We start from the raw sequence: 9,304 nt of genomic DNA, 5'->3' as shown, positions 1-9,304 counted from the left end.
GCGTCGCTCACAGCTCGAAGGCTACGCCCCACGTGCCCGCCGTCACGCCCCGTCGCGTTGACATGGCGACGCGGACGTCGACACACTGGTAGTGCACAGTTGTTCACTGAAAGAGAGGAGAGTGCGGTGTCCCTGCTCAACCCACGCCGGCTTGCCGGTCCGCGACGCTTCTCGCCTTTGAGCATGTTCGAGGCGCTGGCCACGCCGCACGGCGTCGACCGCTACCTCGAGCTCGTCAACCCCATGCTCACTGTTCGCGAGCTGCGGGCCGAGGTGATCGCCGTCGAGCGCCCCACCAATGACAGTGTGCGGTTGACGCTGCGCCCCACCCGGCAGTGGCAGGGGTTTCAGGCCGGCCAGTTCGTGTCGGTGTCGGTCGACATCAACGGCGTGCGTCGCACCCGCTGCTACTCCCCGGCGTCATCGCAGCGCCGTAGCGACGGACTGTTCGAACTCACCGTTAAGGCGCACCCCCACGGTCTTGTCTCGCAGTACCTGCACGCGCAGGCCCGGCCAGGCATGGTCGTCGGCCTCAGCCAAGCCGACGGCACGTTCCGGTTGCCCTCGCCCCGGCCGGACAAGATCCTGCTCATCAGCGGCGGCAGCGGCATCACCCCGGTGATGTCGATGCTGCGCACGCTGTGCGACGAGGGCTACCGCGGCGAGATCGTCTTCTTGCACTATGCCTTCGGGCCGCAGCACGTGGCCTACCTCGACGAGCTGCAGCAGCTGGCCGCCGCGCACCCGAATGTGCGCCTCGCGCTCGCTTACACGCAGGAGCGCAGCGGTGGCGACCTGCACGGGCTGTTCCAGGAGTCGCACCTCGCCGACGTGGCTGCCTGGTACGCCGACGCGCACACCTACCTTTGCGGTCCGCCCGGACTGATGACGGCCGTCCGCGCGCACTTCGAGGGACGCGATCTGGCGGAACGGCTGTACACCGAGGATTTCGCACCGGCGCCCGTTGCGCCGCTCAACGGTGACGTCACGGGAGCGACCCGCTTCGGCAGCCTGGCCACCGAGAACGCCGGCGAGACCTTGCTCGAACAGGCGGAGGCCGCCGGGCTCTCGCCCGAGCACGGCTGCCGAATGGGCATCTGCTTCTCGTGCACGCAAGTCAAAACCAGCGGCTGCGTCCAGAACATCCGTACCGGGGAGATCAACAGCGACCCGGACGTCGAGGTGCAGCTGTGCATCAGTCGCGCCGTCGGCGACGTCGCTATCAACCTCTAAGTCAAGGAGCCACCATGACGACCAAGACGAACACCATCCCGCTCACCGACAGCCAGGTCGAGGAACTCGGCCGCGAGCTCGACGCGATCAAAGCGCGCCTCGTAGAGAGCCTCGGCGCCGACGACCGCGAGTACATCTACAACGTGATCAAAGCCCAGCGGGCGTTCGAGGTCGGTGGCCGCGCCGCGCTGATGCTCAGCGCGCTGCCGCCGTTCTGGCTGCTCGGCACCGCAGCGCTGTCCGTCTCCAAGATCCTCGACAACATGGAGATCGGGCACAACGTCATGCACGGCCAGTACGACTGGATGCGCGACCCCGCCCTGAACTCGAAGATGTTCGAGTGGGACACCGCCTGCCCGGCCGACCAGTGGCGGCACTCGCACAACTACATGCACCACACGTTCACGAACATCCTCGACAAGGATCGCGACGTCGGTTACGGCATTCTGCGAATGGACGCAAGTCAGAAGTGGAACCCGTACTACCTGGGCAACCCGCTCTGGGCGTTCCTGCTCATGACGTTCTTCCAGTACGGGGTCGCAGTGCACGACCTGGAGGCCGAGAACCTGGTCACCGGTAAGCGCAAGATGAGCGAGAACATCCCGCTGCTCAAGGGACTCTGGCGCAAGATCGGCAAGCAGACCCTGAAGGACTACGTGCTGTTCCCGGCGCTGACCGGGCCGCAGTTCGTCACCACCCTGACTGCGAACGCGACCGCCAACCTGGTGCGCAACCTCTGGGCGTACTCGATCATCTTCTGCGGTCACTTCCCGAGCGGCACGGCCACTTTCTCCGAGGCCGAGACCGAGAACGAGACCCGGGGTGAGTGGTACGTCCGGCAGATGATGGGTTCGGCGAACATCACCGGCAGCCCGCTCTTCCACATCATGAGCGGCAACCTCAGCCATCAGATCGAGCACCACCTGTTTCCGGACGTCCCGGCCCGTCGGTACCCGGAGATCGCCCCCGAGGTCCAGGCGCTGTGCGAGAAGTACGGCTTGCCCTACAACACCGGCAGTTTCTCCCACCAGATCGGCTCGACCTGGGCCAAGATCTTCCGCCTTGCCCTGCCCACCCGCAGCAAGGACGACCCGAACGACTCCCCCGCCGATATCGTGAAGCGGGCAGACGACCTCGTAGCGGCGTAACCGGAGGGGCACGAACCATGGTGGGCAGAGGCGAGATCACGAAGGACACCGTGCAGGTGGTAGCCGAATCGGCGGCCTCGCACCTCGGTCGGATCGCTACGATCGTCAGCGGCGCCATCCGCGAGGTCACCCACGAAGTAGGTGAGTGGGCGTCGGACGTGTTCGAGATGCGTGACGCCGCGGCCCGCGCTCGCGCCGCCAATGACGACCTGGACGCCTGATCGCCTACATCGCCACTGCGTGGTGCAGCACAATTTGCTCGAACAGGTTCAGTGCGCCGAACAGCTCGTCCAGATCCACGGGCGTGTGGCGCTGCCGGTAGCCGACCATGACCGACACGGCCATCGACGCGAGCTGCGGAGCTGCGTCACCGCTGACGATCGGGTTGAGCACCACCCGCACCGCCTCGACGCGTTCGTCGTCAACTCGGTGCTGGACCGTCGCCACTGCTCGTTCACATGCGACCAGCCACGGATCGCCGCCTCGGCCTCGTGCGGCAGCGCCAGCGCCCGCTCCTTGAGCGTCCGCACACGCTCAGTGGTGTCGGCGATGTCGAGCGCGTCGGCGAAGATGCTACGTCTTCTCTCGTTCCCACGAGACCAGCAGCTCGTTGACGAAGCCGTCGAAGCTGCCGAAGTAATGGTAGAAGGAGCCGGTTGTCATCCCGAGGCGGCGGCAGAGGGCACCGATGCGCAGCGCCCCGTGTCCGTCGCTCGTCAGGATGTCGAGCGCCGTCGCGAAGTAGGCGTCCTGGTGGCGACGATCCGAGCCATCGAATCAGAACAGCTTGCGCATCACGGCCAGCTTGAACCGGTTGTACGGCGGGTAGGCGATGGACGGATCGGGCCGCGTGGGCTTACGCAGAACGGCCTTGCGGTGGCTGAACGTCTGGAATCCCCACACGCCGTGATAGGCGCCCGTGCCGCTGTTTCCGACACCGCCGAACGGCAGGCCGGGCACCAGCAGGTTGTATATGAGGTGGTTGATCACCGTGCCGCCGTTGCTGATCTCGGCCAGCACGCGCTGCTCGTCGTCGCGGTTCTCGCTGAACAGGTAGACAGCCAACGGTTTCGGCCCCTGCAGCACGTACTCGATCGCGTCGTCCAACGAGTCGACGGTGACGATCGGCAGCACGGGCCCGAAGATCTCCTCCCGCATCAGGTCGGAGGACGGGTCGGGGTCGACGAGCACGGTCAGCTCGGCCCGCTTGCCCGCGGCGTCGACGTGCCCGCCCTGCACGGCCGATGTGCCCGCCGACTCGACCAGGGCCTGCAGGCGAGCGGCGTGGCGCGGGCTGACGATCGGCAGCATCGGCTCGGCGCTGCCGGAGAACTTCGTCGACGCCGTGCGCAGCTCGCGCACGAACTCGTCGCGCACGCTGCGGTCGACGAGGACGTAGTCCGGGGCGACGCACGTCTGCCCGGAGTTCAGCAGCTTCGCGAACGCGACCCGACGGGCGGCCACCCGCACGTTCGCGTCGGCCGCGATGATCGTCGGGCTCTTGCCGCCCAGTTCGAGGGTGACCGGCGTCAGGTGCTTGGCCGCCGCGGCCATCACGTGCTTGCCGATCTCGGGGCCGCCGGTGAAGAAGCAGTGATCCATCGCCTGGTCGAGCAGCAGCTGCGTGGTGTCGGCCGCGCCCTCGACGACGGTGACCGCATCGGTGTCGAGGTATTCCTCGACAAGCCGCTTGATGGTGGCCGAGACGGTGGGCGTGTGCTCGGAGGGCTTGAGGACTGCGCAGTTGCCGGCGGCGATCGCGCCCACGAGCGGGGCCAGCACGAGGTGGATCGGGTAGTTCCAGGGACCGATGATCAGCACTACGCCCAGCGGCTCGTACTGGTACCAGGCCTTGCCGGGCTGCACGCCCAGCGGCACCGAGACCCTGGTCGGGCGCGTCCAGCCGCTCAACTTCTTCCGGGCGTACTCAGACTCGCCCTTGACCGGCGCGAGATCGGCCAGCCAGGCGTCGACCGGCGGCCGACCCAGATCGGCGGCCAGGGCGTCGAGGAAGTCCTGCTCGCGCTCGGCGAGCATTCGCTCGATGGCTGCAAGCTGTTCGAGGCGCCAGGTGATCGGCCTCGTGCGGCCGCTGCGGAACGTGGCCCGTAACCGCGTCACCGTGTCGGGGACGCTGCTGGTCGCGTTGGTGACGGGCGAGGTCGTCATGGGAGATCCCTTCGAGGCGGCGAGCCCTACGCAGGCGACATTAGCCGACGCGCGAACATAGGGTCCGGCTATGTTCGTTCGATTCCGTCTGATGGCCCGAGCAGCGCGAGCCGGGTGGCCGAGGCGGCCGACCTGATCGTGTCCTGGAAGGTCGAGGACGTGCGGGGTGACCGCGATCCGCTCGAGGTCGTCGGTATCGCAACCCAGACGTCGATCGTTGCCGGCCTCTGATCTCGCACGTCATGCTCGAGCTGGAGGACCTCCCCGAACATGGCGGCGGGGAGAAGGTCGTCATGGCCTATCCCTCGGGCAACCGGGACGGCAAGGTGTCCCACCCTTCTGCCTGGGCAACATGCTGGCCAAGACCCCACTGGAGGCGATCGTGGGCGAGTTCCGGGCCCGGGTGCCCGATCTCCGGCTCGGCGAGCCGCCCTATCTGGTCAGCAACTTCGTGCACGGCGTGAAGGAGCTGCGGTACCGGCTGAACGCGTGATGGCGCCCTCACTGGGAGTGATCTGTCGGACGGCGAAGGCCGCGTTGCGTGGCACCCCGCCACCATTCATCGCCGGGTGCAGGCCGTGGTGAAGTACCAATAGGCTCGGTCTAGCTGGTGGGAAGCAGAGATCTGATCAGGTCGGGATCCGTTGCCTCGCTCGGACCGGGCTCGAGCGACGGAGCCTCGTGTCGACCGCTCAGCAGCGCATGCTGCCCGAGCATCTCACCGGTGGTCTCGTCGGCGCGGTCGTCGAGCGTGCGTGCCGAGGGCGGCGGCGTGGCAGGCGCCTGAACGCCGGTGCCGTCGTCGAATGCATCGCTGTAGGTGGCCGGGTCAGGGAAGTCGCGGCCGGTCGTCCGCTTCCATGTCGGGCGGACGTAGCGGCGCACGAGGAAGCCCTGCAGGACAACGATCAGGGAAACGGCACCGGCGGTGATCTGCGCAGAGAGCTTCGAGGGATCGCCGGGTGCGAGCAGCGTGACCAGGCCGAGGATTGGCGAGCTGAGCAGGCCGGTGAGAATGGCCGGCTCGCGCTTGGCGAACGACGTGTATTGGTTCTCGAGCGCCAGCTCGGCATCGTGCTCGAGGGTCGCGGAGATCGTGACCGGGGTGGTGGTGAACGTGTCGGGCATCAGAACAGCGCCTTCCAGTCGTCGGCCGTGACCCGCCCGGTCACGGGTCGGTGCTTGGCCTGCTGCCAGCGCTGCACGGCCACCGCGGTCGGTCGCTCGAACTTGCCATCGGCCCAGCTGGGCGTGTTCGGCGCGTGGCCCAGCTTCTGCAGCCGTTGCTGGATCAGGCGGACTGCCGGTCGTTCGGTGGCGAAGTAACCCCCGTGCGAGTCGCTCGGTCCGGTGATCAGCCCGTAATAGTGCCCGGGCGGCAGGACGAACGTCGGCTTGGCGACCGCGCGCTTGGCCTTCGAGCCCACCGCTTTGAACCGTTGCGGGAGGTTCATGTTCTTACCGCAGATGACACTGACGACGGCCTGGATCTGTTTAGCGGTGGCGTCTCGGTAGAACGAGATGTGGACGTGCCAGAGATGCGAGTCGTCCCAGGAGTTGATGCCTTCGCAGGAGTTGGTGTGCAGGTCCCAAGGGTAGGTGTCGCGACCGTTGCGGGTGCCGCAGAATTCGCGCACGCCAACCATCCGCGGGTCCCGAGACTTGGCGGCCTGCAGCAACCGGTTCGTTACAAGAGTCATGTCTCGCTGGTGGAAGGACAGATCCCAGGCCGATGCCGACCGGGGGTTGACGCGGGCGCCTTGCCGGTCCCGCTTGGTGACCACCGAGTAATCGGCGGCGGGAAGTTCGTCCGGGTCGACGTGATAGCCGAAGGAATGGCGTGCGTCGCCGGACACCCCGGAGAACACATAGCTGGCCGGTCTGTCCGGACGGTTCTTCAATGTCGTGTTGGCGGCGAGAATCTCCGCTGGCGCGAGCGCGGTCATGGGATGACCTCTCGGATGCGTGCTTCTAGGCAGGTCGGCGGGGGGCCGATCCTGAGAAATGTAGAAGCTCGAGGTGCGAGTTTGGCAGGGCTGCCCACGGCCTGTCAGACCAGCGACGGGTCAGGGGTGGTTTGTGCACCGGTTTGGGGGATTTGCCTGGACCGCACGGGCACGGACTGGTGCAACCTGTGTCCGGGGGCGCACCTGCGGGGCGCCCCCGGCAGGGTTCGAACCTGCGACCATCCGCTTAGAAGGCGGGTGCTCTATCCACTGAGCTACGGGGGCCGGACCTCGGGGGCGAATCTACCGGCCGAGCGCCGATAGCACGCGTCGGCGACAACTACGGCTTGCGCTGTCCACAAGGAGCTTCGCCGTCCCCAGGTGGCAGATCGCGAGCCCCGCATTCGCGCTCCACCGGCTTGCCTTGGTCCACGCCCGAGGGGGCGCCGGAGACACCGGATATACAAGCGAGGAGACAAGGCATGAACGAAATGGCGATCATCGGGAACGTGGTCGACGAGCCGAGGTTGCGGGTGACGACCAATGGCCACAAGGTCACCACGTTCCGCGTGGCGTCGACACAACGGCGCTTCGACCGCGAGCAGGACAAGTTCGTCGATGGTTCGACGCTGTACATGAACGTCACCAGCTGGCGCGGTGCCGCCGAGAACGTGTTCGCCTCGCTGCACAAGGGCCAGCCCGTGCTGGTGTACGGCCGCTGCTCGACGCGCAACTACGTCGTGAACGAGCAGCCGCGCACGAGCTACGAGCTGGAGGCGTTCGGGATCGGCCACGACCTCTTTCGCGGTGTGTCCACCTTCGATCGCGTGTACCGCGACACGAGCGTGACGGTTGAGGCAGACGGCACCGGCATGCCGGTCGACGACAGCGACCACTACCTGTCGGTGGCCGGTGGCGAGTCGCGGATCGACCCGATGACGGGGGAGGTCTACGAGGACGACGACGAGGCCTCCGTCGACAGCGAGCCGGTGCTCGTGGGCAGCTGAGGTACGCGCAGGGCCGGGTCCGTCGCGCCCGGCCCTGCTGCCCCGCGGGCCGATGCTGACTAGGCTCGACTGGATCGCTCAGCACAGCGCAGCAATCCTCAGGAGTTCCAGTGGCGCAGTTCATCTACACCATGCAGAAGGTCCGCAAGGCCCACGGCGACAAGGTCATCCTCGACGACGTCACGCTGGCTTTCCTGCCGGGCGCGAAGATCGGCGTCGTCGGGCCCAACGGTGCCGGCAAGTCCAGCGTCTTGAAGATCATGGCGGGTCTGGACCAGGCTTCCAACGGCGACTCGCGCTTAGCCGATGGCGCCAGCGTCGGGCTGTTGCAGCAGGAGCCACCGCTGGACGAGACCAAAACTGTGCGCGAGAACGTCGAGGACGCCGTCGCGGACCTGCGCGCCACTCTCGCCCGTTTCGAGGAGGTCAGCGCGGCGATGGGCGAGCCCGACGCCGACTTCGACACGCTGCTCACCGAGCAGGGCAACCTCATGGAGACCATTGAGCACGCCGAGGGTTGGGAGCTCGACAGCAAGATCGAGCAGGCCATGGACGCGCTGCGCTGCCCGCCCGGCGACTCGCCGGTCACGCACCTGTCCGGCGGCGAGCGTCGCCGAGTCGCACTGTGCAAGCTGCTGCTCGAGGCGCCCGACCTGTTGCTGCTCGACGAGCCCACCAACCACCTCGACGCCGAGAGCGTCCAGTGGCTCGAGCAGCACCTCGCGAGCTACGCCGGCGCCGTGCTGGCCGTTACGCACGACCGGTACTTCCTGGACAACGTCGCGCAGTGGATCCTCGAACTCGACCGGGGTCGCGCCTACCCCTACGAGGGCAACTACTCGACCTACCTCGAGAAGAAGTCTGAACGGCTGGCGGTCGCGGGCAAGAAGGACCAGAAGCTGCAGAAGCGGCTGCGCGACGAGCTCGACTGGGTCCGGCAGAACGCCAAGGGGCGGCAGACGAAGAGCAAGTCACGTCTCGCTCGGTACGAGGAGATGGCAGCAGAGGCAGAGAAGACCCGCAAGCTCGACTTCGAGGAGATCCAGATCCCGCCGGGCCCGCGCCTGGGCAACGTCGTGGTCGAAGCAAGCCATCTCGACAAGGGCTTCGACGGCGAGTTGCTGATGAAGGACCTGTCCTTCACGCTGCCGCGCGGCGGCATCGTCGGCATCATCGGCCCGAACGGCGTCGGCAAGACCACGCTGTTCAAGATGATCGTCGGCCAGGAGCGCGTCGACGCCGGTGAGCTCAAGATCGGCGAGACGGTCAAGATCAGCTACGTCGACCAGAACCGTGGCGGGCTCGATCCGACGAAGAACGTCTGGGAGCTCGTGTCCGACGGCCTGGACTACATCAAGGTCGGCAACGTCGAGATGCCGTCGCGCGCCTACGTCGGCGCGTTCGGATTCAAGGGGCCGGACCAGCAGAAGCCGTCCAAGGTGCTGTCCGGCGGCGAGCGCAACCGCCTCAACCTGGCCCTGACCTTGAAAGAGGGCGGCAACGTACTGATGCTGGACGAACCGACCAACGACCTCGACGTGGAGACCCTCGGCTCTTTGGAGAACGCGCTACTCGAGTTCCCGGGCTGCGCCGTGATCACGTCGCACGATCGCTGGTTCCTCGACCGCATCGCCACGCACATCCTGGCCTGGGAGGGTTCGGCCGACAATCCGGCGCAGTGGTTCTGGTTCGAGGGCAACTTCGAGAGCTATGAGAAGAACAAGATCGAGCGACTCGGCCCGGACGCCGCCCGCCCGCACGCGGTTACCCACCGCAAACTGACGCGCGACTGATCCGGGAC

The 9,304-nt window shown here is 66.8% G+C and carries 10 protein-coding genes, 1 tRNA gene and 1 pseudogene; 6 read left to right on the top strand and 6 right to left on the bottom strand.

Translation table 11 applies throughout. The features are described from left to right. The first annotated feature begins 126 nt into the window (after positions 1-126). From ACFFC4_RS15395 to ACFFC4_RS15385, 3 genes are read left to right on the top strand one after another with little or no spacing between them, the layout of a single operon-like run. Complete coding sequence (locus tag ACFFC4_RS15395) at positions 127-1,233, top strand: ferredoxin reductase (RefSeq protein ID WP_375502401.1); 1,107 nt, start codon at positions 127-129, stop codon at positions 1,231-1,233. 14 nt (positions 1,234-1,247) lie between these two features. Next, on the top strand, positions 1,248-2,381 hold the full coding sequence (locus ACFFC4_RS15390; protein ID WP_375502399.1) for a fatty acid desaturase family protein: 1,134 nt from the start codon (positions 1,248-1,250) through the stop codon (positions 2,379-2,381). 17 nt (positions 2,382-2,398) lie between these two features. Then, positions 2,399-2,602 carry a hypothetical protein gene (locus ACFFC4_RS15385; RefSeq protein ID WP_375502397.1) on the top strand — a complete coding sequence of 68 codons (204 nt, stop codon included), beginning with the start codon at positions 2,399-2,401 and terminating at the stop codon, positions 2,600-2,602. 4 nt (positions 2,603-2,606) lie between these two features. Here ACFFC4_RS15385 and ACFFC4_RS15380 read toward each other — a convergent pair whose 3' ends face one another. The 3 genes and pseudogenes from ACFFC4_RS15380 to ACFFC4_RS15370 all read right to left on the bottom strand — a co-directional run bounded on the left by ACFFC4_RS15380 (position 2,607) and on the right by ACFFC4_RS15370 (position 4,550). Next, complete coding sequence (locus ACFFC4_RS15380) at positions 2,607-2,828, bottom strand: hypothetical protein (RefSeq protein WP_375502395.1); 222 nt, start codon at positions 2,826-2,828, stop codon at positions 2,607-2,609. 126 nt (positions 2,829-2,954) lie between these two features. After that, a pseudogene (locus ACFFC4_RS15375) lies at positions 2,955-3,107 on the bottom strand (TetR/AcrR family transcriptional regulator); the annotation flags it as partial. Positions 3,108-3,158: 51 nt separating this feature from the next. Further along, positions 3,159-4,550 carry an aldehyde dehydrogenase family protein gene (locus tag ACFFC4_RS15370; protein ID WP_375502393.1) on the bottom strand — a complete coding sequence of 464 codons (1,392 nt, stop codon included), beginning with the start codon at positions 4,548-4,550 and terminating at the stop codon, positions 3,159-3,161. 352 nt (positions 4,551-4,902) lie between these two features. Between ACFFC4_RS15370 and ACFFC4_RS15365 the strand changes: the two genes are divergently transcribed. Beyond that, positions 4,903-5,043 carry a hypothetical protein gene (locus tag ACFFC4_RS15365; RefSeq protein ID WP_375502391.1) on the top strand — a complete coding sequence of 47 codons (141 nt, stop codon included), beginning with the start codon at positions 4,903-4,905 and terminating at the stop codon, positions 5,041-5,043. Positions 5,044-5,153: 110 nt separating this feature from the next. On the opposite strand, the gene ACFFC4_RS15360 is transcribed toward ACFFC4_RS15365, so the two are convergent. The 3 genes from ACFFC4_RS15360 to ACFFC4_RS15350 all read right to left on the bottom strand — a co-directional run bounded on the left by ACFFC4_RS15360 (position 5,154) and on the right by ACFFC4_RS15350 (position 6,781). Then, positions 5,154-5,678, bottom strand: a complete 525-nt coding sequence (locus ACFFC4_RS15360; protein WP_375502389.1) for a hypothetical protein — start codon at positions 5,676-5,678, stop codon at positions 5,154-5,156. Next, the gene (locus ACFFC4_RS15355; protein ID WP_375502387.1) at positions 5,678-6,496 is read right to left on the bottom strand and encodes a peptidoglycan-binding protein; all 819 of its coding nucleotides are present in this window, start codon (positions 6,494-6,496) and stop codon (positions 5,678-5,680) included. The genes ACFFC4_RS15360 and ACFFC4_RS15355 overlap by 1 nt, the downstream gene beginning before the upstream one ends. A 212-nt stretch (positions 6,497-6,708) precedes the next feature. Then, positions 6,709-6,781, bottom strand: a tRNA-Arg gene (locus tag ACFFC4_RS15350). A gap of 197 nt (positions 6,782-6,978) precedes the next feature. Between ACFFC4_RS15350 and ssb the strand changes: the two genes are divergently transcribed. Both ssb and ettA read left to right on the top strand, forming a co-directional pair. Further along, positions 6,979-7,503, top strand: coding sequence for a single-stranded DNA-binding protein (gene ssb, locus ACFFC4_RS15345; RefSeq protein ID WP_375502385.1), 525 nt, complete (start codon positions 6,979-6,981; stop codon positions 7,501-7,503). A gap of 110 nt (positions 7,504-7,613) precedes the next feature. Continuing rightward, complete coding sequence (gene ettA / locus ACFFC4_RS15340) at positions 7,614-9,296, top strand: energy-dependent translational throttle protein EttA (RefSeq protein ID WP_375502383.1); 1,683 nt, start codon at positions 7,614-7,616, stop codon at positions 9,294-9,296. The last annotated feature ends 8 nt before the right edge of the window (positions 9,297-9,304 follow it).

The sequence above is a fragment of the uncultured Jatrophihabitans sp. genome (genome assembly GCF_964244045.1).
Lineage (GTDB): Bacteria > Actinomycetota > Actinomycetes > Mycobacteriales > Jatrophihabitantaceae > Jatrophihabitans.
Note: the sequence above shows the minus strand (reverse complement) of the source record. Positions and strands in the feature narration are given on the sequence as shown.